Origin of the sequence: Paucibacter aquatile (assembly GCF_002885975.1) — a bacterium.
Taxonomy (GTDB): domain Bacteria; phylum Pseudomonadota; class Gammaproteobacteria; order Burkholderiales; family Burkholderiaceae_C; genus Paucibacter_A; species Paucibacter_A aquatilis.
In genome coordinates this window covers 3,256,138-3,277,492 of sequence record NZ_POSP01000003.1, presented here as the reverse complement: position 1 = coordinate 3,277,492, position 21,355 = coordinate 3,256,138, and the positions used below count along the sequence as shown (strand labels likewise).

The window sequence follows — 21,355 nt, the reverse complement described above, 5'->3', positions numbered from 1 at the left end:
GACGTTTCGGCAAAAACCCACACCTCGGCCAAATGGACGATGGTGTGCCCGCTGAGACGGTTCTAGCATCCGCCCCGCTGCAGGCCGCCTCGCCGCGGCGCGGGCGCATGAGCGGCCCGCACCGCCGGCGGCCCTGTCATTCCGTCTCGTTTGCAGCTGCAACCAAAGGCCCGACCCATGAAAGCTCCGCATCCCACCCTGGCCGCATTGCTGGCCGCCAGCCTGCTCTCCGCCTGCGGCGGCGGCGGTGGTTCTGATCCAGCCCCTGCACCTGCGCCCGCACCAGCGCCAGCCCCCGCACCGGCACCTGCGCCCACTCCAGTGGAAGTCAGCGGCGTGGCCTCCAAGGGCTTGCTGGCCAAGGCCATCGTGCGCGCCCACCCGGTCAAGGACGACGGCCAAGCCGACCTCGCCACCGTGCTCAAGGAAACCGAGACCGATCAAGACGGCAAGTACACGCTCAGCGTACCCACCACGCCCGGCAAGCTCTACGTGATCCGCATCAGCGCCAAGGCCGATGGCAGCACCACGCAGAAGGATGAAATCACCGGCCAGGCCCAGGCACTGCCTGCCAGCTTCGCCCTGCGCGCCGTGGTGGCCGCCAGCGCCAGCGTCACCAAGACCGACCTCAACATCACCCCCTTCACCGAAATGGCCACCGCCGCCGCCGAGAAGGCCAGTGGCGGCCTGACAGTGGCCAACAAGGACCAGGCGCAGTCAAATGTGGTGCAGATGCTGGGCTTCGATCCGGCCAAGGTGAAGCCCACCGACATCGCCAACGCCAGCACCGACGAAGAGAAGAAGCTGGCCGTCATGCTGACCTCGGTGGCCCAGCTGGCCAAGGACGGCGCCCTCGGCTGCGCCGACCAGACCCAGGCCGGCGAGCGCGTGCGCTGCGTGGTGCAGAAGCTGGCCGAATCCGCCAAGATCGATTCGACCAAGCCGGGCACCGTGGGCGGCGTCAATGTCGCCGACAAGCTGGTCGAAGCGGTGAACAAGGTCGTCACCACGCCCGAGCTGAACCAGGGCAAGGTCGACGACAAGATCGTCAACGTGGCCCTGGGCAACCTCAAGGGCGACGGCAAGCCGGCCCCGATCAGCAACAGCGGTGACGTGGCCGCCGCGCGCAAGCTCTTCGACGAGCTGCGCAGCTCGGCCCAGGCCCTGGTCAAGCCCGATGCGGGCGCCACCACCGGCGCACTTCAGAAGGAGGCCGAACGCTTCGGCGCCGCGCTGGACAGCGTGGAGGCCCCGGTCATGCTGGCCACCCACACCAGCTCGGCCCTGCTGGGCGGTATCCAGGGTCTGATCGACTACAAGGAAGGTCTGGGCCCCAACAACGGCGGCGGTCTGTACGGTGAGGTGCCCGGCGGTCCGGCCCAGCTCAATGCCGTAGGCTGCACCATCTACCAGGACGAGGCCCGCACGGTGGCCGCCACATCGGCCGACAACGCCCGCTTCCTGGGCTGCTCGGTGCGCTATGGCGTGACCGCCTTCAACGATGTCAACCAGGGCGGAAAGTACGTGCTGGCCCATGTGCGCCATCGCCTCTTCATCACACCCGGCAGCAATGCCGGCGAGTACAGCTACAGCGCACGCGCCCAGGCCATCGTCTGCAAGGACACCAACTTCTGCTCCACCGGCCAGGCCTTCAAGGTCTACGACCTGCAATCCCAACCGGCCGTGGATTTCAGCGGCACGGTCAAGGTGACGGTCGAAGCCCTGCGCATCAAGAGCTTTGAGATCCAGGGTGAGCTGCCGGCCAAGTTCAAGGACGAGGTGTCGGCACCCAAGAGCTCGGCCGACATCCTCTACAACCCCAACGGCAAGGCCAGCTTCACCCTCAAGGGCAGCCGCAATGTGATCGTGCCGGCCACCGCCAAGAAGGGGGATGTGGAGACCGTCAACGTCGAGGGCAAGCTGGCCATCTACAAAGACGGCGCCGGCAGCCTGGACAGCGAGCTCTCCATCCTGACCGGCAGCCAGCTGCAGAGCGTGGTCGTCGCCGACGGCTCGCAAGCGCGCGAAATGGGCGGCTTCAATCTGCAGCTGCTGGCAGGCACGCCCAAGGCCGAGATCGAAGGTCAATTCAAAGTCTCCCAGCTGGTCAACGACAAGAGCGGCAAGACCCTCACGCCCAGCGAGGCCCTGCTCAGCGGCGCCGTGCGCAACAAGGGCGATGATGGCAAGGCCCAGGCCAGCTTCTTCGCCGGCAAGATCAGCGCCAGCCTCACCGGCTATGCCCAGTACGACGACACCCTGCCCAAATCCGCCACCAACAACTACAAGGTCAGCCTGGCCCTGGACGGCAGCCTCACGGCCGACCAGCGCCCGCAGCTCAAGCTCAATCTGGGCCTGAGCAGCTCGGCCTGGAGTGGCGCCAACGACGCCAAGCTGGACGGTCAGTACAAGGTGCTGAACAAGGACAAGGTCGAGACCCTGGTCATCAACCTGAGCGCCAGCCAGGCGGCCAGCGACGGCAAGGCCAGCTTCAAGCTCAGCGAAGCCACCTCGGGCCTGAACTTCGCCACCGACGGCAAGCAAAGCGTGCTCGACCTGAAGAAGGGCGATGTCAAGATCGGTGTGATCGACCTCGACAGCAGCCGCATCACCTTCACCAACGGCGAGTTCTGGTCGCTCAACTGAGCCTGAACCACCACCTTGGGGCCAGCCCTGGCTGCGCCCCGCCACAACGGGGGCATCATGCCCCCGTGTTCTTTTGTGCGCCCAGGAAGCAGCCACATGCCCGCTCCACTCCCCTTCACCGCTCGCTCAGCACCTCTCACCCTGAACCGCGCCTGGCGGGCCGCCTGGCTCTTGCTGGCCAGCAGTGCCGCACTTGCCCAGGGCTCGAGCGCCGGCCTGAGCCTCAGCCTCAGCAGCGAGCGCTTCAACGATGCCACCCGCCTCAGCCAGATGGGCCGCGAAGGCGCGCCCGCGCTGCAGCCCCGCGCGGGTGACAACCTCGCGTACGAGGAGAACGAGGTCCGCCTGGCCTGGGACCAAGGCCCCTGGCGCTTGAGCGCCCTGGGCCGCCAGAGCGCCAGCATCGTGGCCGGCGCCTCGGGCCTGCAGCTGGCCCAGGGCCTGATCGAACGCCGCAAGCCCGGCCAAGATCAGGACTACCGCGTCGACCTCAGCTACCGCGGCTTCTCGGGCCTCGGGCTGGCCCTGGCGCGGCGTTGGGGCGAAGCCGGTCTGGGCAGCCAGGGCTGGCAGGGTCAGCTGGAGCTGCAAGCCCTGCAGCTGCGCCGCCTGCGCGAGACCGAGATCCACGGCACGGCCCGTTACCAGACGTCTTCACAAAGCTATGCCTTCGATCTGCAAGGCCTGCGCGTGCAGGACACGCTGCGCTTTCCCTTCCAGCAGGATCACCCGCGCCAGGGCTGGGGCCTGCTGGCCCAGGCGGAGCTGGGCTGGTGTCAGGCGGGGGCCCTTCCCTGGTGCCTCTCCCTGCGAGGCGAGAACCTGGGCCAGCTGCGCTGGCGCCAGATGCCGCAGGAATGGCTGCAGCTCTCCACGCAAACCCAAAGTTATGACGAAGACGGCTACCTGATCTACAAACCCATGCTCAGCGGCCGCTACAGCCAGACCGCCTACCGCCAGCAGGCGCGCCAGCGCTGGACCCTGCAGGCCCAGGGCGAGACCGACTGGGGCCGCGCCCAGCTGCGCCTGATCCGGCTGCAGGGCTACGGCCCGCTGCTGCCCGAGCTGGGCATGGACTGGACCGCGGCCAACGAAGGCTGGAGCCAGAGCCTGGGCCTGCAACGCTGGGGCCTGCACTGGGCCACGCACGAACGCCGCCTCAGCCTGCGCCTTCAGGGCACGCACTGGCAGATGGCCCTGGGTGGTGACCGGCCCGGCGCCGGTGCCCGGGCGCGCGAAGTGAGCCTGGCCTGGCATCAGCCTTTCTGAGCCGCGCGCCCGGACTGGCTGTGGGTGCTCGGGGACAATCGCGCCCATGTCCTCTCCTGCTTCGAGCTTCTCCATCGCCCAGGCCGTCCACAGCGAGCTGATCATCAAGAAGAGCCGCTTCATCGGCTGCGTCGAGCCCTGCAGCGGGCGCGAGGCGGCGCTGGCGCGAGTGCAGGAACTTCGCGCGCAGCACCCCACGGCTGTACATGTGTGCTGGGCCCTGCTGGCCGGCGGCCAGTCGGCGGCGGTGGACGATGGCGAGCCCAGCGGCACGGCCGGGCGGCCCATGCTGGAGGTGATGCGCCACCAGGATCTGGAAGGCGTGCTGGCCACCGTGGTGCGCTACTGGGGCGGCACCAAGCTCGGCGCCGGCGGCCTGGTGCGCGCCTACACCGACAGCGTGGCCCAGGCCCTGCTGCAGGCCGAGAAAGTGCCACGCGTCGCCCTGCACACCCTGCGCTGCACCGTGCCCTATGCGTTTGAGGGCCTGCTGCGCCGCGAGATCGAAGGCGCCGGCGCCGAGCTGCTGGGCGTGCAGCATGGCAGCCAGGTCGAGTTCCGCTTTGCATTGCCTGTGCCTGCTGTGGCGCCGCTGCTGGCGCGGCTGCAGGAGTCGGGCCAGGGGCGCATCGGCTGGCTCAAGGATGAGGGGGCGGACGAGGCTTGAGCCTTGTCCTGCTCAGAACAGGCTGCCCTGCGGCGGCCCTTGGCGCAAGCGCGCCAGTAGCGCGTCGGTCTGTTCGGCCGGGCCCAGATCAAACGCCTCCGGCGCCGGCAGGCGCTCGGCCGCCAGCAAGGCCTGCGCCTCGCTGACCGAGCCGCGCAACCAAGCCTGCCAGTCCTCGGGCCGTATCGTCATCACGGCGCGCTTGTCCTGCGCGTCCGGCGGCAGGGCCGGGTCGGGCTTGTGCAGGCGATTGAGCAGCGGGTGTGCGTCGCAATTGAGCGTCAGCATCGAGTAGTTGGGGATGAGCTCGCCCGTCTCGGGGTGCTGCCACTCCGACCAGATGCCGGCCAGCGCCCAGGGCAGGCCATCGGCGCGGCGCAGCGGCCACCAGATGTTGCGGCCGGTCTCCCAGTTGGGTTCCTGGTAGCTCTGCGCCGGGATCAAACAGCGCCGGCCGCTGAGCCAGGCCTCGCGATACGTGGGCCGCTCGGCCACCGATTCGATCCGCGCGTTGTTCGTCAGAATCGCCCGCCCCGCCGGCCGCGGCTGTTTGGAGCGCGGCGGCACCATGCCCCATTGGCCGATCACGGCCTCGCGGCCGGGTTCATCGCTCGCAGCGGTGCTGCCAGCCCGGATGAACAAGCCGCGCCCGAACGGGCCCACGGGCGCCTGCGGGTAGGCCTCTTCGCCCGCCCCGCCGGCTTTCACGACCACACGGAAATGCCGCTCGACCTCTTCCTTGGGGCTGACGTTGTAGAGATTGCACATGGTGGGGTGACTGTAGCGAAAGGGGCCAGCCACGGCGGGCCGCTGGTCGCCGGCCGCAGCTCGCCGGCCCCCGCCGCGAATCAATCGAAGCGGAAGCGGAACTCCTGCATGGCCTCCACCCGCTTCTTGTGCTTGCCCGTGCTGCATTGGTAGGACTCGATGGCGCGGCGCACGGCAGGCTGCAGGCGCTCGTCGCCTTGCAAGCTGAGCACCTTCACCTGGTTCGAGGCATCGATGCTGAAGCGCGCCGTCAGGATGAACTCGCCGCGGATGTTCAGCTCGGGGATCTCCGGGCGCGCCATCTGGTGGCAGTAGGTTTTGGCGCTCTCCGGCTTGGCCGCCGTGTCCGGCTGGGCCTCGGTCTGGCCGCCTGTCGACAACGCCGCCGACACGCCCAGGCTGGCCACGGCCAGGCTCAAAGCCAGGGCCAGACCGCCGTGACGACGCAGGTGGGAGGCGGGTGAGGATGTGGATGAGGCAAGGCTCAGACGGTTCATCTTCTTCAACATGGCGATTCTTTCAATCAAGGGATGGGTGGATTGCCAAGCCGTGGCAAGAGGCGGTACTGCCGAAGACAGGCCCTGGGCCTTGAGCAAGGCCTGGGCATACACCGGCCAGGCCTCGGGGCGCCTGGCCAAGACCTGCGCATCGCAGGCCAGTTCCTGGTCCTGGCGCAGGCGAGGCAAGGCCAGCCAGACCAGGGGGTTGAACCATTGCAGCGCCGCCAGGGCCCAGGCCAGCGCACGCAACGCGTTGTCGTGGCGGGCGGCGTGGCCCCGCTCATGGGCCAGCACCAGCTCTCGTTCCTCGGCGCTGAAGCGTTGGGCAAAGTCCTGCGGCAGCACCAGGCGCGGCCGCCAGCAGCCGAGCAAGGCCGGGCTGCTGCCCGCCGGCGCCCACCACAGGCCCGGGCCGGGCCGCAGCCGGCGCCGGTAGACCCGGTGCTGCACGCCAGCCCACAGGCCCAGGCCCAGCACGCCCACGGCCCAAGCCAGCAGCAAGGCGGGCGCGGCGACCGGCAGGCTGCCCGCCAGCCAGGCTTGCACGGCCGCCTGCCACAGGCCCCGCGCAGGCTCGCGCCAGGCCTGCAGCACCATCACCACCGCCGGCAGCTGCAGGGCCTCGGCCCCGCTGGCCTGAGCCGCCAGGGCAGGCGCAGCCGCCAGCGCCAGCGCCATCAGCGGCGGCAAGGCCCAGAGGCTGTACTGGCCCTGCGCGCCCAGCCACGCAAGCAGCGGCCGGCGCAAGAGCAGCACCCCAAGCAAGCCCAGACTGAAGCCCAGGCTCACCCGGCCCAGCAGGGCCAAGGCCGACCCGGCATCGACATCGCCCAGCACAGAGATAACGAGGCTGTTCATCGCACACCCCCTCGCCGTTTGGCCGCTGTCCGAGCGTTCGCTGGCTTGGCCTTGGCGCCGGGTGTGGGTGCGACCGTTGGCGGCTGCTGGTCCAGCAGTTCGCGCAAGGCCTGCACGTCCTCGGGGCTCAGCTGCCGCTGGGCCGAAAAATGCGCCACCAGCGGCGAAAGCCGGCCGCGGAACAGCCGGTCGAGCAAACCCAGCGACTCCTGCCCCTCCCAGGCCTGCTGCTCCAGCACGGGGCGGTAAAGGTAGCGCCGCCCGTCCCGCTCGGCGCTGATCGCCCCCTTGTTGAGCAAGCGGTTCAGCAGGGTCTTCACCGTGCCCAGCTGCCACTCGCTGGCCTCACCCGGCGCCTCGGCCGCCTGGGCCGCCAGCGCAGCGGCAATGTCCTCGGCCGCCAAAGGCTGCAGACCGGGCTGCGCCCACAGCACTTGCAGGATGCGGCTTTCCGCGTCGGAGATCGATCCCATCGTCTGGCCCCTTACCTTTTCTGTACTTCGCGGCCTCTCGACCGCAATCGACAACAAGTGTTAACGGAAGCAATGTTTACGCTTGTTGTCGTTCAAGGCAAGGGGGTGGAAACCCGGAGCCCGCGAGGCAGGCGCCTCTGATCGATCGTTTCGATTCAGCTCAAGCCAGCACTGCCTCACGGCAGGCGCGCAGGGATCTCCCGCGCTGCGGGAATGCGCTCAGGGCTTGCTCACGCGGTGCAGCAACCAGGTGGGCGTAGCTTCATTCTGGGTGCGAACTTCCGCCAGCAGGAGCAGGCTGCCGTCTGAACGATGCATGAGGTGGCGGCCCCATTGCTGCAGGCGGTCGCGGTTGCGCACATACGGGGCCAGGCCCTTCAGGCTGCGCCGCTCCAGCGTGGTCGCGTCGTAGACAGCCAAGCGGGTGTAGCACTTGCTCAAATGTCCGGTCAAAGGGCGGCAGTTTTGCCAGTGCTCTTCCAGCAAGGCGATGCTGGCGTTGTCCGGGGCAACATTCAAGGCTGCGGCCCTGTAATCGCTATTGCCCCATGTGTCCGTGGCAGACAGCTTCATGCTTCCCGCATACACCAGATCGTCGGTCCAGTTCGGCGAGCTGCTCAAGACGGTCCCGCACGCCGTGTAGATGCGAAGCCCGTTGGGCGCGACGGCCAGGCGCCCACAGAAGCGGTGCTCGCCGTGATAGCGCGAATTGCGTGCCTTGCCGGTCGCCGCATCGCCAGAAAGGTCCATGCGCCACACATCATCGGGTGACACGCCAAGATCGGCCATATACAGCCGATCCCCGCTGGGATGCAGCGCAGAGGCGGCGGTGCCGTAGATCCCAAATCCACCGAACGCTGCGTCGAAGCGGCTCGCAAGCCCGGTCTTGGTGTCCAGCCAATAGATGGGGTTGGAGTTGTTGCTGACTGAACCCATGGCCACCACCCGATCTCCGGCCAGGACCAGCGAGCCCACCGCAAGAGGCACATCAAAGCGTCGCGCAGGCTCCGGGCTATCGGCCTGCAGATCGAGAAGCGTCACGGCGGCATCATGGCCAACGGCAGCGCGAAGGCCGTCCGCGCTCAGCGACAAAGAAGTCGGCGGAACCGCCAAAGGCACCGTGCGCACCTGGCCGCTGCGCAGATCGTGCAGCCGCAAAGTCGCGGTCGGGCGGGCCGAGACGGTGACCACCGCATCCAGCGCAGCGCTGTAGGCCGCGCCGAGCACATCGTGAGTCAGTACCGTGGTCTGCGCCGGCTGCAAGGGCTCGACATCAGCTTCCGCGACCGCGAAATAACCGACATCCAGGCGCATCGGCAGATTGAAAGGCCCGCCGGGCACCTCGCGATTGCAGTTCGCGTCGTAGCAAAGAAGGACCGACAAGGTATCGGAATAGCTACCGACTGCTCGGGCCGGGAACAAAGGAAACCCAACACTGAAATCCAGGCCCTCATCGGCCGTCCGATGAGAATGACTGACGTCAGCAAAGGCCTTGTCGTAGCTGTACTTGTACCAGTAGCTTCCCCCGGTATTTCGCAGCGACAGGGCGACCTTGCTCGGCAAGCTCGATTCCGTGGCAAAGACATCGCGCTCCACGTTCAGGGCACTCGCAGACCAGGCAACGGCACTGATCTTCGCCGTCGCTTCCACCGTGCCGCTCGAACTTCCACCGCCGCCAGAACCTCCGCCCCCGCCACAGCCGAGCACAGCGCCCGAGATACACAGTGCCGCACCCGTGCTCCGCCAGCGCTGAATGCCACCCAACTTTTTCATGTCGAAGTCACCTCTTGCCTTGTCTCCTGCACGCCGATCACAGCGACGAGCTCAGCGCCAAAACCGCTGGACTGCAATCTCCCTGGCGCCAGGCTTTCAGCTGGCCCCGATGCATCCATGCGTCTCACCGTTATCACAAGGGACGCTGCAGGACTTCCATCGCGCCCGCCGCCGCCGCGAAGTGGACCACACGGATCAGCAACTTGCCCTGCGCAGAATCCCTTGGCCCTGGGGAATCTCCCGAGTCGGCCAGGCCGGCGGCTGCTTCAGGCTGCCCAGCCCTTTTTCCGTCGAGTCGCGAACCCCTTTTTTCCATGCGATCCAGCCGCTTCCAAAAGACCACCGCCCTGCTTCTCTCCCTGACCCTGCTGTCCGGCTGCATGACACGCAAGCTCTGGCGTCCGGACCAGGCGCCGCACTACAACGAATCGGTGTCCTCGGTGCTGATTGCCAAAGATCAGAAGCATGTGGTGTTCATCGGCAAGCAGTACCACGATGTGTTCCAGGAGATTCCGGGGCTGGCGGAGCTGATCCGCAGCCGGCTGGCCGCCCGCATGCTGTGGTCACAGAACAGCGACTGCAAGTACGAGCCCGACCAGACGGTGCGCTGCACCATCGGGCTCTCGGTCGTCTTGCGCAATGCCGAGGATGAAAAAGAAGGCGCGCGCATCGGCTTGAAGCCCGATAGCCAGATCCAGCTGTCCTTCGTCGGCAAACGCTACGCGCCCGTCCCCGTGCCCGCCGACGAAATCACCCCCCTGCACAACACCTACAACATCTCGGTGTGGGGCAAGGATGTGGCGGACCGCAGCGCCGGGAAGCTGCTGAAATCCCCCGTCACGGTGGCTGGCGACGGCGTCCTGCTGCTGGTGGGCGTGCCCCTGCTGGTGATCGGCAAAGTCCTGGGCGGAGGCGGCTCCTGGCGTTGAGCTGGGTCTGACCGGGGGGGCTCGCGGGTCAAGACTCGGGGGAAGGCGCGCGGGTCACACCTACCCCTCGCTCCCCTCAGCGACCTTGGCCCAAGCGCAGGCCGCGATGCAGAACGTGCATCCTGCGCGCTATCGCAGGTCGCCGCCTACATCCACAAACCCCTCCCCTCTGAACACTCGGCTCGCATTGCCACGCTCGACACCGTGATGCTGGCTCCAACGCTGCTGACGAGCGTTGCGCTCTGCGGCACTGGCCTTTTCGGCCAGCTTGTGGCTTAGCAAGGCTCGGGCCAAGCGCTTGTTGGCATGCTGGCTGCGCTCGGTTTGGACCTTCACGCTCAGGCCAGTCGGCAAGTGGGTCAAGCGAACCGCCGAATCGGTCTTGTTGATGTGTTGCCCGCCGGGGCCACTCGCGCGCAGAGTTTCGAAGCACAGGTCTTGATCCCGCAAGACCTGGCCCAGCGCGTCGGCGACCTCATCCTCATAGACTTCAGCGCCAATGAACCAGTTCTTGCGTTTGTGCGCAGGCCGATAGGGGCTGGCGATCACCCATTGGAGGGTGCCGCACCATTGCGCCGCCAATGCACGGGCTTGCGCACCTTCCAAGGCCACAAGCACCGAGCGCAGGTTGCCGCCGATTGCACTGGGCACTTGTTCCAGGACCTCGATACGCACACGTTCTTTCTGCGCCTCCTCGGTCAGGCGGACCAGCGCTTTGCGAACACCCAAGCAGCACTCCTCCGGGCCGGTATTGGCCGTCAATTGCAGCATGATCATTCGCAGCACTCCCCACGGGTCTTGTAGGTCAACACAGGCTTGAGCCGTGCCAGCAGCTCGATCAAGCCCGCCCCCACCAAGGCCTGCACCACGCTGTCAATCCCTTTGTAGGCTTGCGGCGCTTCCTCATAAATGAGTTGGCGGTCATTGCAGATCACGCGGCTGCCCAGTGCGGTACGGGCCATTTGGGTCGGGCTTGTCAGCTTGAACAAGCGGTCCTTGCAAGCCGAGCGAATCCACTTGCGACCCGCGCCATGAGCCAGCGACAACAAGGTGTCATGGCAAAGGCGACGTGATCTCACCAAGTAGCTGTAGTCCCCGCGCGAGCCAGGGATCACGACCGGACCTTGATCCGAAGGCGTGGCGCCTTTGCGATGCAGCCAGCCATCCTGTCCGCCCACGTTCGCCGACGCCACAAAGTTGTGATGCACATCGAGCACACATTCGCCTTGTGCGCGCACATTGAGCAGCAGCCGCTGGGCGACCAGACTGCGGTTGCAGCGCGCAAAACGCAAGGCAGCTTCATGCTCATCGAGATAGGCCGCCGCAACGTCCGTTCCCACCGTCAAGCCGCGATGCCCAAAGGTATCGACATGCCGGCGCAGAATGCGCTCACCCAGACCTCGTGAGCCGCTATGCACCAGCAAGAGCAGATGGCGCGGGCTCAGACCAAGATCCGACAGCGCTTGCGCCGCATAGATGGCGTCCACCTGCTGGAACTCAGCAAAGTGATTGCCGCCTCCGATCGTTCCCAACGCCGACAGGTGCTCGCCAGGCTGCACACCCTGAACCTCCGCAGCCTGAGCGCGCAGCTGAAGATCTTCCAGTGGGCCATCAATATTGCCGACGCGCTTGTCCAGTTTGTCGAGCCGAACAGCACTGGCCAGAAGGTCGGTTTGCCACAGCGCCATGCCGCAGCCAATGTCGTTGCCCACCAGCGTGGGGTAGATGATGTCCTTTGAGAAAAAGGCCGCACCCACAGGGTTGCCACGGCCGGGGTGCAGATCAGGCATGCCCGCAACGCGCTGCATGCCCTCCATTTGTGCCGTGGACAGCAGCTGCGCCAAGGCAGCATCTTCCATCCACGTGGAGTCGGCCATCACCACGCAGGCGCGGTCCGACAAAGCTTTGACAAAATTGCCCATAAGAATCCAGATTCATGAGATTGAAACCGGACTGGGACAGACGCGCGCAATCTATCAATCAAGCCACTCGCTGCACCCCATGGGTGCACAGCAAATACTGAAAGTAGTCCGCGAGAGAAATGGAAAGCGGCTTAGCGCAAGCACTCCGCCATCTTCGACCCAGCCCACAGGGAGGTCGTGTTCTTTTGCATGTTGTCCTCCTTGTGAATGGAATGAAAGGTGGGGATTTCGTGGCGCTGGAACATGCTAAGTGCATGAAGGCCGCCGAGCCCGCGACTGTATCGGCTTGTCCCAACTGGGTCCAATTGAGCGAAGCTTTTGCGCGACACCTTCACCTGAAATGTCGCCGCATATCGCAAGGGGGCGCCACCTCAGACTGTCAACAGGCCAAGGCCTCCATCGTCTCGGACGGTCACTTCTCGCTTGGACCGGAACCGATGTTTCATCAAGTTATGGGACATAGACCATGTAGACGGCATAGGCGAAACCATGTTCGCTCTCGGTCACCTGGACAGCCAGCAGCAGATCACTCCTGCCTTCGCCCAGCGTCCACAAATCAATCAGCGCATCCCAGCGCTTGCCATTCCACATGCAGACCGAACTGATCCACGTTTCATCGGGCAACTCGGTGAGCGTCGCACCGTAGCTGGCGACGTAGTTTCGAATCTGGTCAGCGGTCTCCGCCGAAACCGGCGCGACCTCGGCGATACCTTTGCTGAGCTGATAGTCATGCTGAGCCAGGTCGCTGACGATCTGCTTGAGAACCGGGCGCCAAGCGCTTGGGATGGGTCGTTCTGAGGCCAAATCCTTGACGGCGGGAACGAAGTCCTGAATTTCTGACACGTTCATCACTCCCCCGGTGGTCAAGCCTTTGCGCTTCAAGTCAAATCTGATTGCCTACCGCCTTTCGCAAGGCCAAGGCTCAGCGCAAATTTAGTAGCGAGCGAAGCCTACAACGACTTCAAGCCAAAGACCTGGCCCACACAGCCCAAAACCTGTCGGCCCTGGATGGAGTCCGCCCCAAGCAAGTCAGACGAGCGGCTTGTCCGCGTCGGCGTCAGCGCCAGCCCCTTCCCTCGCCCACTCACGCGCCAGCAAACCGTACTGCAGCAGATCGTGGTGGCGCCCGCCCCAGAACGCGACTTCGCGCTGGCGGCCCTCCTGGGCAAAGCCCAGGCGCTGCAGCAGGGCAACCGAGGCCACGTTGTCCTCGTGGACCTGGGCCTCCACCCGGTGAAGTTGCATGCCCTCGCCGAAACCCCAGTCGAGTGCCGCCGTCAGCGCTTCGCGCATCAGGCCCCGGCCCGCCAGCTCGGGCGCCACCTCGTAGCCCAAGCTGCATTTCTTCCAGCCACGGTTCCAAGCGAACAAGCCGCAGCTGCCGATCAGGCCGGGCTGCTGTCCTTTCAATTGCAGACCCCAACGCACACCGGGGTTGGGCAGCTGCCGCCAACTGGCGAAGGTGGCAATCAGGCGCTTGGCCTCGTTCAAGTCCGTCAACGGGTCGGTTCCAAACCAGGCCATGTGGCGCGCATCGCTGTGGATGCGGAACAGGTCTTCGACGTCGGCCTCGGAGATCTCGCGGAGGAGGAGGCGTGGGGTTTGGAGGAGGGGGAAGTCGGGCATGTTGTATTCAACTGCGTGTGTCAGAGCCGGGGCGGCTTGCGAAACGACCGACCAACCGAGCTGCCAGGAATGCGTTTGGCGCTGTCGTCCGATTCGAGGCGCAAGCCAATGGCCGACTGGCAGCTCGGGAACGGAAAAAATGGCCTGAGTCTTCAGACTAAGCCGCGGCAAGGCCAGGCTGCGAATCAGGTGCATTTGCAGCCGCAAATATTTTGGCAACCTGGGCAATTCTCCTCCCCAAGTAATTTGCCGTAATCAAATCAATCTCGTGCAGCTCGCCATCTCTTGAGTGAGCAATCAAGCCTGATTGCGCACCAAGCCTGTTCCGACCTTCAGCATCACAATTACCTGGAATATCCAAACTTGCCCATAACATGCCATGCTGGGATGCAAATATTTGCATGTACTGAATGGTATTCAATTGATCACCACTCATATTCGAGCCAATCGTGAAACCGCCAGCCACTTTATTGGACCATGCCTTATCAGCCCACAGATCGCCTGTTGCATCGGCAAAAGCCTTGAATTGCGCTGACACACAACCCATGAATGTGGGGCTGCCGAAAATCATCGCATCCACATCCTTCAATCGCTCGATCAAGCTTGAATTTCTAAAGCGCCCCTCGACAATATCGGCGCCCACGATCTCAACGTTGACAACATCGACCTCGGCAACGGACAAAGCTCCATCTGCAACGGCTGCGGCCAGCTGTTTCGTTGTGCCAGTTGCCGAGTGAAAAACAATCGCGACCTTTGTCATCTAATCACCTTTAAAGAACTCAAAGTATGCTTTCTGAGGGCACCAGTTTTGGTGGCCTTAATCTAAGGATGGAAGAGCATCTGCCAATGCCGCGATCATGCTCGGCCGAGTGGTTTGCACCTTGCTAATCAAAATCAGCTCGCGCTGATACCGATCATCCTCAATTGGCGTGAGGCAACAGGATTGCGCCAGTCTCTCTAGATTGGACCAATGCGGCACCAGACTCACCCCAACATCATCGGCAACCAGCATGGCTATGGTTTCGAGTGCATCCAAGTCGCACATGGGCGTGCTCGCAAGGCCATGGTCTTGAAGGAAGGCTGCTGCGTGACGCCCGCCCCAGGTTTCTGGCAGATATCGCAGATATGGGCGCTGACACAACATCTCGGCCAGCCCAGCATCAGGTCTATTTTTCGACAAAAATACCAAGGCCTCTTTCCTGAGTGAGCTGGCCTTTATGAGTTTAGGCAAGGCGAAAGGCGGGGCAGCAATAATCGCCGCATCGAGTTCGTCGCTCATCACCGCCTCGTACAGGAACTTTGACGCACCAGGAATTATTTCCAGCTTGATGCCCGGCGCGTCTTTCGCAAGCAATCGCATCGCACTTGGAAGCAGGCCTGTTAACGCGGTCGATATTGCGCCAAGCTTCAATGTTCCACTCAAGCCGGTCGGATCATTATCACCCGCCAGCAAATCAAACTCTTTGACGATACGCCTGGCCCTGGGCAGGATGCTTAAACAGGCTTGTGTCGGTTTTGCCGAATGACCGATGCGAGATAACAGATCGAATCCAAACTCCCGCTCAAGCGCATTAATTCTTTGACTAATTGCCGCTGCCGTCAGTTGCTCGACACGCGCCGCCTCGGCGATGGAGCCACGATCGATAACCACAATCAAACTTCTCAAATAGCGACTATCCATAAGTAGTTCTTTCGAAGAGCATAAGAAATATATGCTATCCCTGCAAGGTGGAAACAGCTACGCTTTGTGCCCGCTAAAGCAATCAAAAGGAGCTCGCATGTCGCCACTGTTTCACCTGGCTTTTCAAGTCCACGATCTTAATGCAGCGCGCCGGTTTTACGGTCAAATACTTGGCTGTACCGAAGGCCGCAGCACAGATAGGTGGGTAGATTTCAATTTCTTCGGCCACCAATTATCGTTGCACCTCGGCGCAGCCGCAGATCAAACCAGCACATCACTCGTAGACGAGCACAATGTTCCCATACCCCATTTTGGCGTCATATTGGAAATGCCGGAATGGGAAAAACTGATGGCGCAACTTGAACAGCAAGGTGTGGTATTCGCAGTTTCACCAAATTTGCGCTTTGCCGGCCAGGCAGGACAACAGGCAAGCGCATTTGTCCGAGACCCATCGGGCAATGCCTTGGAATTCAAGGGCTTTACAGATTTATCCGGTGTCTACGAAAAATAACACCATGCGCATCATTCCATTTTTGGCTGCGCCTGCTAGCACTTCTACCGAGGCTTGGGTGGCGGCTCTACAGGCGGCCATGCCAGAAGAAAAAATCATTGCATTCAATGAATTGAGCGAAGCCGCCAAAGCATCCTGCAAAGTCGCCATCGTCGCCAATCCAGATCCTGCGCAACTACAACAACTGCCCCAGTTGGAATGGGTGCAGAGTGTTTGGGCCGGCGTCGATCGACTCGCAGCCGATGTCGCAAAGACTGAACTCAAGGTCGTGAGGCTCGTCGACCCGCAATTGGCGCGCACGATGGCCGAAGCCGTATTGACCTGGACGCTGTATCTGCACCGGGAAATCCCAAGCTATGCAAAGCAGCAAAAAGAGAAAATATGGCTTGGGCGCCCGTATGTAAAAGCACAGCACAGGACTGTAAGCATATTGGGCCTGGGTGCTTTGGGCGAGGCAGCAGCCATCAGCTTATTGCAAGCTGGTTTCAATGTGTGTGCATGGAGCAGCAGCGCAAAGTCGGTTTCAGGCATTGAATGCTTCAGTGGCGAAAGCACCTTGACGGCCATGCTGGCCAAGACCGACATCCTTGTTTGCCTGCTGCCCTTGACGCCTCAGACCCAAGGCCTGATTAATGCAAGCTTTCTGGCACAGCTTCCGAAAGGCGCGTCTCTCATCAATTTCGCTCGCGGGGCCATCGTGAATGATGAGGATTTGCTGGATGCGCTCAATCAAGCCCATCTATCCCATGCGATTTTGGATGTTTTCACGCTTGAACCCCTACCGAAATCGGCATGGCAATGGCAACACCCCCAGGTGACCGTTCTGCCCCATTGCAGCGCCCCCACAGACAAGGGTACTGCGTCACTCATCGTCGCTGGCAATATCGAACGCTATCGCAAAACAGGTGAATTGCCGCAAACGGTTGACATGCGCCGAGGATATTAAGTAAGCAGAGCACGTTCAGGCGGGGGCATACCCGGCTCAGATAGTGCCTTGATCAATCAGGTTTGGTCTGCAAAAGGCCCCCGGGCCAATCAGCTACGCGGCTGCATGCGCAGCTCAGACGATTCGGGTCTTGAGGCCAGACGAATCTTGGACTGGGTCCATCGAGCAAGCGCATGCGGCAACGCATGTTCCTGGAAGAGATGGATCGCGTGGCGCCGGGGCCTCCTGGTCGGACTCGCCCTGGCGCGTTCGCAGCAGGGCCCGTCGGTCGTGATGCATCTCGAATCTCCTGCGCGCCTTCCCTGAGCCTCCAGGCAAAAACCCAAAGGGTAGAGACAAGCGCCGGTCAATTCGGGGTGTCGTTCAGCGGCCGGTGGCTGGGCCAGTGGCTCCATGACGCCGATCGGAGGCTGGCTCCAATGCGCCGGTCGGTGCGATTCCGCAGTTGCCGATCTGGCCGGGCAGGCTTTCTCTTTCAACTGCAAACCCCAGCGCACACCAAGATTCGGCAGTTGGCGCCAACTGGCGAAGGTGGCAATCAGGCGCTTGGCCTCGCTCAAGTCCTTCAGCGGGTCGCTGCCAAACCAGGCCATGTGGCGCGCATCGCTGTGAATGCGGAACAGGTCCTCGGCGTCAGCCTCGGTGATCTCGCGGAGGAGGAGGCGTGGGGTTTGGAGGAGGGGGAAGTCGGGCATGGTGTCTTCAGCAGATGGGGGCAGTCAGAGCCGGGCGGCGTGCGCATCGGCAAGCTGTGCAGCCAGAGGCCGAGTGGCACCCCGGGCAAAACGGCCTGGGACTTCAAATTTAAGGTCTGACCCTCGCGGCGGGTAAGGTCTGACCCTCGCGGCGGGTGTGACCCTCGCGGCGGGTGCTGACCCTCGCGGCGGGTGAGCGCATCGGCTTGAAGCCCGATGGCCAGATCCAGCTGGCCTTCGTCGGCAAACGCTACGCGCCCGTCCCCTTGCCCGCCGACGAAATCACCACCCTGCACAACACCTACAACATCACGCTGTGGGGCACAGGCGTGGAGAACCGCAGCGCCGAGAAGCTGCTGAAATCCCCCGTCACGGTGGCGTCCGACGGCGTCCTGCTGCTGGTGGGCGTGCCCTTGCTGGTGATTGGCAAGCTGCTGGGCGGGGGTGGGTCTTGACGGTGAGGGGGAGCTGAAGCGCGCGCCTCGCGACCGCAAAAGGCGTGCCCCCGTTGCCCCGAAAATGCAATGGCTTTGACTTTGGTCTATTCCTGCCCTAACGGCTTCAACCTTGAGCACCCGTCGGCTGATGGTCTCTGTCGCAGGAGCGTCTTTTAACCTGACATCGAAAATCAAATGCTAGGGAATGCCAACATCAAGGGACGCTGGGCGCCACTTATTGGAGTGACGATTATCACGTTACTGACAGTCCTTGAGTATTCAGGCCAAAAGTCCGCAAAACAAAGTACAACGCCGGGCGTGCATTCAATTCAAGCCCGAGAAATCTCGAAACACCTACCGGGCGAGTTCATCACTGCGCCAAATAAGCAATGCGAGGAACGCATTACCGAGCGTTTGCTTGAATGCAAAATTGAGCGGATAAGCGACAAGGACTGGCGCGATGCCTTTCTGCCGGCGTTGCAGCGTATTGGCTGGTCCCTCGAACCACAGCCGACATCATCGAACGCCCAGTCCTCTTTCAAGCTCCGCGAATACAAGATGAATGCCAAATACGTAAGCAAAGGCAGCTTCGTTCGAGTGCAGATTATTTATTGACTGGAGACCCCAAAAAAGCCGACCGATACACATAGGCCCGAGGGTCAAACCTTGAGTTTCAAGTCCTCGTATCGTGTAGCTCCTGCAATACAAAAGCCCCAGCAACTTAGCCTCCGGCAAAGCCTCCTGGGACTTCAAAACTAAGACCTGATCCCGCGGCGTCTGACCCTCGCGGCCTCCTTCTACCGCTCCGATCGGCGAAATTCAGAGCAGGCCTCACCCTGACTCACGTGGGGGGGGACAAGACATCAAAGTCGCACATCGCCAGCTGATAATGCGGCGCCTTTGTGCATAGTCCGTCCATGATGCGTGGGCCCTTGCAGCAATCTGCACGAACCCATCCTGAGCGACTTGGCCGAATGTGCCGCGGCACCAAGGTCAAGGATCGGCTTGTTGATCAACCTCTCACACCGCAGCAACATGTTTGGCACCCGCGCCATAAGCGCCTATCTGCTACCCCTTGCCCTGATCCTCACGGCTTGCGCAACGCCACCCGATGGTGCCCCTTTGCGGGGTGGCACCGAGGCCACCAAACTCGGAGAGGGTCGCTACCAGGTGTTCGCCTCGATCAATGGCTACACCCACCCCGCCACGCTGAAAGGCTTCATCAGCCGACAGGCGCAGAAGACTGCTCTCGCCGAAGGATTTCAAGCGTTCGAAATCGAGCGCGCGATTCAACCGCCCACGGTCGACGGCTGGCACATGGCCGCGTTGGTGTCATTCTCCAAGGCTTCTGCGGTCCACGGCCCTCATGCCTACACAGTCTCTGCCGAGGCCAACCCGATACCCACCCCCTTCGGAACAGCCCTCGACCTGAAGCGCCCGGCGAAACTCACCGGCTTCAGTCGCCGCGATGGCCTGACCCACTGGGAATCGTTCATGCCCTTTGTTCTGGATACCGTGGACGTGGACCACAACCCGCTGCGTGACATGAGTGGGGGGCTCACCGCGGCCATCTTGAGCGTCCCAGCCGGTGAGCAGGTGATCGTGGTTCAAGCACGCGTGAATCGCGGGTTTGGTGGCGGTGGCCCGTGGACCCATAACCTGCCCATCACCGCCACACTCAATCCAGGTGGGGATTACATCGTCACAGGCGCTGTCGTGAACGAAGACCTGGAAGTCTGGGTGGAGGATCGCAGCACCGGGGCGCCGGTCAGCCAGCGGTCCAGAACCAAGCTTCAACAAGCCCGCAGTGCTGAGATCCCCTTGCGTTAAGTACGCAGGCTGGACACCATTCCTGAACACCTTCCTCCCTCAAAATTTGACAACATGTTGAACACCATGCGCAGAACTTTCACCACGAGCCTTCTGCTGGCCGGCCTCACGCTTTTCACGGGTTGCGCGGGTCTCGGTGCCGACTCGGGCCCGCCGCCAGGACTCAACATCACTCGCGGCACAGAGGGCTGGCTGGTTGGGTCGATATCGCGCGCCAAGCCAAGCCCATTCACCCAGTACTCAGTCGGCTACATGCTCGTCGGTGCAGAAAGCGCACAGAAAGGCGGCCAGCTTCGCTTCGCAGCCACCGGGATTCCTGGTTTGGACACTCGCGAGGACTTCAACACAGACAAAGAGCAGGGGCAGGTCTTTGCCATCCCACTCCCCCCGGGTGAATACAAGCTGACCCATGCGATTGCCTTTGCGCCTTACGGCATTTCTGGCGGCAGCGTGATGTACCTCAGCCGCATTCCCGAAGCAAAGTTCCAGATCACGTCGGGCAAGTCCACCTATATTGGCAATCTTCAGATTTCACCTTCGGGCCCTCGAAGCGGCTTTGGTGTGCCACTGTCTGCCAACGTTCAGAAACTCAACACCTTGGAACGCGACTTCTCGGTGCTGAAGGCCAAAGGCGATACCTCCGTCGCCGCGCCCGTGGATCAATGGCTCTACACCTTGGATCTGACTCTGAAGCAGTCTGAAAAGTAAGTAGCCGGGCACCACCGCACGGCGCTCGGGCGCTGGCGGCAACTTGGTTTGGACAGAGCTTGAGAGCCCAAGGAGCGTGTTCAGGTCAGAAGATGCCGAAACTGGCCCTGCGCCAGGCTCGCAAACTGGGTCACGTCGCCGAATCGGCAACAATGCCCTCGCTCCGACCCTTTGCCCCAACGCTCCCCTGCGCCATGCCCACCCGTCGCCTCTCCCGCCCGCTCTCGGCCCTATCCACCGCCGCCCTCGCACTGCTCCTCAGCGCCTGCGCGACGACGACCACCTCCACCCCAACGGAACCCACCGGCCCCAAGATCGACCGCAGCTACACCTCCGTGGCGCAAGACAGCCGGGCGCTGTTCATCGTCTTGCACTACACGGCGCTGGATTGGGAGAGATCGCTGAAGGTGCTGGCCACGGGCGGGCAGGTGAGCGCGCACTACCTGGTGCGGGACGAGCCGGCGGCGATTTACCAGTTGGTGGATGAGAACCGGCGGGCCTGGCATGCGGGGGCGAGCTTCTGGGCAGGGCACAGCAATCTGAATTCGGCGTCCATCGGCATCGAGATCGTCAACCCCGGCTACAAGGACACGGAGCTGGGCCGCGTCTACCCGCCTTACCCGCAAGCGCAGGTGGACGAGATCATTGCCCTGGTGCGCGACATCGCCAAGCGCCACAACATCCGGCCCGAGCGCATCATCGGCCACTCGGACATCGCACCCGGCCGCAAGCAGGACCCGGGCCCGAGCTTCCCCTGGAAGCAGCTGGCCGATGCCGGCCTGATCCCCTGGCCCGACCCGGTGCAGGTGGCAGCCAAGATTCCGCTCTACGCCGCCCTGCCGCCAGACGCGGCCTGGTTCCAGGACAAGCTGACCCGCGTGGGCTACAGCACCTCGCGCAGCGGCATCGAGGACGAGCTGACCAAGGCGACGATTGCCACCTTCCAGAGCAAGTACCGCCCGCGCGACTGGAGCGGCGCCATGGACGCGGAAACCGCGGCCCTGCTCGATGTGGCCACCAGCCCGGGCGGTATGCTGCTGGCCAAGTCCATGGCGGCGCCGGCGAACGAGCCGGCCAAGCCGCTGAGCTCGCGCTTCTGACTGACCACAGAGCACT

22 protein-coding genes are annotated in these 21,355 nt (G+C 63.2%); 11 read left to right on the top strand and 11 right to left on the bottom strand.

The features are described 5' to 3' along the window. Positions 1–177 precede the first annotated feature (177 nt). The 3 genes from C1O66_RS17225 (at position 178) to C1O66_RS17215 (ending at position 4,582) form a co-directional block, all read left to right on the top strand. Positions 178–2,646 carry a hypothetical protein gene (locus C1O66_RS17225; protein ID WP_165794452.1) on the top strand — a complete coding sequence of 823 codons (2,469 nt, stop codon included), beginning with the start codon at positions 178–180 and terminating at the stop codon, positions 2,644–2,646. Positions 2,647–2,742: 96 nt separating this feature from the next. Further along, on the top strand, positions 2,743–3,915 hold the full coding sequence (locus C1O66_RS17220) for a hypothetical protein (protein ID WP_102769012.1): 1,173 nt from the start codon (positions 2,743–2,745) through the stop codon (positions 3,913–3,915). A gap of 46 nt (positions 3,916–3,961) precedes the next feature. After that, positions 3,962–4,582: an IMPACT family protein gene (locus C1O66_RS17215; protein ID WP_102769011.1), complete on the top strand. Its 621-nt coding sequence runs from the start codon at positions 3,962–3,964 to the stop codon at positions 4,580–4,582. Positions 4,583–4,594: 12 nt separating this feature from the next. Here C1O66_RS17215 and C1O66_RS17210 read toward each other — a convergent pair whose 3' ends face one another. The 4 genes from C1O66_RS17210 to C1O66_RS17195 form a co-directional block, all read right to left on the bottom strand. Beyond that, on the bottom strand, positions 4,595–5,350 hold the full coding sequence (locus tag C1O66_RS17210; RefSeq protein WP_102769010.1) for an SOS response-associated peptidase: 756 nt from the start codon (positions 5,348–5,350) through the stop codon (positions 4,595–4,597). An 80-nt stretch (positions 5,351–5,430) separates the two neighbouring features. Continuing rightward, positions 5,431–6,708 carry a M56 family metallopeptidase gene (locus C1O66_RS17205; RefSeq protein WP_102769009.1) on the bottom strand — a complete coding sequence of 426 codons (1,278 nt, stop codon included), beginning with the start codon at positions 6,706–6,708 and terminating at the stop codon, positions 5,431–5,433. Continuing rightward, positions 6,705–7,181, bottom strand: a complete 477-nt coding sequence (locus C1O66_RS17200; RefSeq protein ID WP_102769008.1) for a BlaI/MecI/CopY family transcriptional regulator — start codon at positions 7,179–7,181, stop codon at positions 6,705–6,707. Before C1O66_RS17200 ends, C1O66_RS17205 begins: the two co-directional genes overlap by 4 nt. A gap of 219 nt (positions 7,182–7,400) precedes the next feature. Further along, entirely contained in the window at positions 7,401–8,954 is a 1,554-nt protein-coding gene (locus C1O66_RS17195) for a YncE family protein (RefSeq protein ID WP_133155266.1), read from the bottom strand. A gap of 314 nt (positions 8,955–9,268) precedes the next feature. On the opposite strand from C1O66_RS17195, the gene C1O66_RS17190 reads away from it, so the two are divergent. Beyond that, positions 9,269–9,883, top strand: coding sequence for a hypothetical protein (locus tag C1O66_RS17190; protein ID WP_102769006.1), 615 nt, complete (start codon positions 9,269–9,271; stop codon positions 9,881–9,883). A gap of 129 nt (positions 9,884–10,012) precedes the next feature. Here the strand turns inward: C1O66_RS17190 and prfH are convergent, their stop codons facing one another. The 6 genes from prfH to C1O66_RS17160 all read right to left on the bottom strand — a co-directional run bounded on the left by prfH (position 10,013) and on the right by C1O66_RS17160 (position 15,112). Further along, the gene (prfH, locus tag C1O66_RS17185; protein ID WP_243392890.1) at positions 10,013–10,654 is read right to left on the bottom strand and encodes a peptide chain release factor H; all 642 of its coding nucleotides are present in this window, start codon (positions 10,652–10,654) and stop codon (positions 10,013–10,015) included. Between the two features lie 2 nt (positions 10,655–10,656). Then, entirely contained in the window at positions 10,657–11,805 is a 1,149-nt protein-coding gene (locus C1O66_RS17180) for an RNA ligase RtcB family protein (protein WP_102769004.1), read from the bottom strand. A gap of 450 nt (positions 11,806–12,255) precedes the next feature. Continuing rightward, positions 12,256–12,687: a DUF7668 domain-containing protein gene (locus C1O66_RS17175; protein ID WP_207795977.1), complete on the bottom strand. Its 432-nt coding sequence runs from the start codon at positions 12,685–12,687 to the stop codon at positions 12,256–12,258. A gap of 147 nt (positions 12,688–12,834) precedes the next feature. Continuing rightward, positions 12,835–13,431: a GNAT family N-acetyltransferase gene (locus C1O66_RS17170; RefSeq protein ID WP_102769002.1), complete on the bottom strand. Its 597-nt coding sequence runs from the start codon at positions 13,429–13,431 to the stop codon at positions 12,835–12,837. A 157-nt stretch (positions 13,432–13,588) separates the two neighbouring features. Next, positions 13,589–14,191, bottom strand: coding sequence for a flavodoxin family protein (locus tag C1O66_RS17165; RefSeq protein ID WP_102769001.1), 603 nt, complete (start codon positions 14,189–14,191; stop codon positions 13,589–13,591). A gap of 57 nt (positions 14,192–14,248) precedes the next feature. Then, positions 14,249–15,112, bottom strand: coding sequence for a LysR family transcriptional regulator (locus C1O66_RS17160; RefSeq protein WP_102769000.1), 864 nt, complete (start codon positions 15,110–15,112; stop codon positions 14,249–14,251). A 97-nt stretch (positions 15,113–15,209) separates the two neighbouring features. On the opposite strand from C1O66_RS17160, the gene C1O66_RS17155 reads away from it, so the two are divergent. Together C1O66_RS17155 and C1O66_RS17150 are read left to right on the top strand one after the other, a co-directional pair. Further along, entirely contained in the window at positions 15,210–15,623 is a 414-nt protein-coding gene (locus C1O66_RS17155; RefSeq protein WP_102768999.1) for a VOC family protein, read from the top strand. A 4-nt stretch (positions 15,624–15,627) separates the two neighbouring features. Further along, positions 15,628–16,569 (top strand): 2-hydroxyacid dehydrogenase, encoded by a 942-nt coding sequence (locus C1O66_RS17150; protein WP_207795976.1) that lies wholly within the window; start codon positions 15,628–15,630, stop codon positions 16,567–16,569. 89 nt (positions 16,570–16,658) lie between these two features. On the opposite strand, the gene C1O66_RS24740 is transcribed toward C1O66_RS17150, so the two are convergent. Next, a complete protein-coding gene (locus C1O66_RS24740; RefSeq protein ID WP_133155265.1) occupies positions 16,659–17,264 on the bottom strand; it encodes a GNAT family N-acetyltransferase in 606 nt (201 codons plus the stop codon). A 173-nt stretch (positions 17,265–17,437) separates the two neighbouring features. Between C1O66_RS24740 and C1O66_RS17140 the strand changes: the two genes are divergently transcribed. The 5 genes from C1O66_RS17140 to C1O66_RS17125 all read left to right on the top strand — a co-directional run bounded on the left by C1O66_RS17140 (position 17,438) and on the right by C1O66_RS17125 (position 21,339). After that, entirely contained in the window at positions 17,438–17,719 is a 282-nt protein-coding gene (locus C1O66_RS17140) for a hypothetical protein (RefSeq protein WP_102768996.1), read from the top strand. Positions 17,720–17,896: 177 nt separating this feature from the next. Further along, the gene (locus tag C1O66_RS23745; RefSeq protein ID WP_133155264.1) at positions 17,897–18,316 is read left to right on the top strand and encodes a hypothetical protein; all 420 of its coding nucleotides are present in this window, start codon (positions 17,897–17,899) and stop codon (positions 18,314–18,316) included. Between the two features lie 390 nt (positions 18,317–18,706). Then, entirely contained in the window at positions 18,707–19,531 is an 825-nt protein-coding gene (locus C1O66_RS17135) for a hypothetical protein (RefSeq protein ID WP_133155263.1), read from the top strand. A 54-nt stretch (positions 19,532–19,585) separates the two neighbouring features. Beyond that, the gene (locus tag C1O66_RS17130) at positions 19,586–20,239 is read left to right on the top strand and encodes a hypothetical protein (protein ID WP_133155262.1); all 654 of its coding nucleotides are present in this window, start codon (positions 19,586–19,588) and stop codon (positions 20,237–20,239) included. 194 nt (positions 20,240–20,433) lie between these two features. Then, positions 20,434–21,339: an N-acetylmuramoyl-L-alanine amidase gene (locus C1O66_RS17125; protein WP_102768993.1), complete on the top strand. Its 906-nt coding sequence runs from the start codon at positions 20,434–20,436 to the stop codon at positions 21,337–21,339. Positions 21,340–21,355 lie beyond the last annotated feature (16 nt).